The 848-nt window shown below is 68.9% G+C and carries 1 protein-coding gene; it reads left to right on the forward strand.

Features of this window, described 5'->3' with window-relative positions:
- On the forward strand, positions 1–821 hold an 821-nt coding region (locus BK819_RS16225; protein ID WP_143049343.1), incomplete at its 5' end, for an ISL3 family transposase.
- Positions 822–848: the final 27 nt, after the last annotated feature.

Raw genomic sequence — 848 nt, forward strand, 5'->3', positions numbered from 1 at the left:
TCGAGAACGTGACCACGCTCGGCGTCGACGAGCACATCTGGCATCACGTCGACCACCGCAAGCGGGGCCCGAAGGAACTGACCGGCATGGTCGACCTCAGCCGCGACAGCACCGGGAAGACGCGGGCCAGGCTGCTCGACCTCGTGCCGGGCAGATCGGGGAAGGCATACGCGTCCTGGCTCAGCGAGCGGGGCGAAGCGTTCCGAAAGAACGTGAAGGTGGCGGCGCTGGACCCGTTCGCGGGCTACAAGACTGCGATCGATGACACGCTCGAAGACGCGGTCGCTGTGCTGGACGCGTTCCATGTCGTCAAGCTCGGCACCGCCGCCGTCGACGAGGTCCGCCGCCGCGTCCAGCAAGACACCCTCGGGCATCGCGGTCGGAAGGGCGACCCGCTCTACGGGATTCAGACCATCCTCCGTGCCGGGGCCGAGAACCTCACCGACAAGCAGCGGATCCGGCTGACCGCGGCAATCGAGGCCGATCCTGCGCACGACGAGGTGTTCGTCGCGTGGCAGTGCGCACAGCAGCTGCGCTCTGCCTACCACGCGAAGGACCTGACCGAGGGGCGGCGGATCGCCGAGAGGGTGGTCGACACGTTCCACACCTGCCCGATCCCCGAGATCGCCCGCCTCGGCCGCACCCTCCGCCGCTGGCGTTCAGCGTTCCTGGCGTACTTCACCACGAGCCGCGCGAACAACGGCGGCACCGAGGCGATCAACGGGATCATCGAGCTCCACCGCCGCCTCGCCCGCGGCTATCGCAACCGCGAGAACTACCGCCTCCGCATGCTCCTCACCGCCGGCGGACTCACCCCATGACCCCCCCACCGGATGTCCGAAGAGCCC

The organism is Microbacterium sp. LCT-H2 (genome assembly GCF_001866135.1).
Classification (GTDB): domain Bacteria; phylum Actinomycetota; class Actinomycetes; order Actinomycetales; family Microbacteriaceae; genus Microbacterium.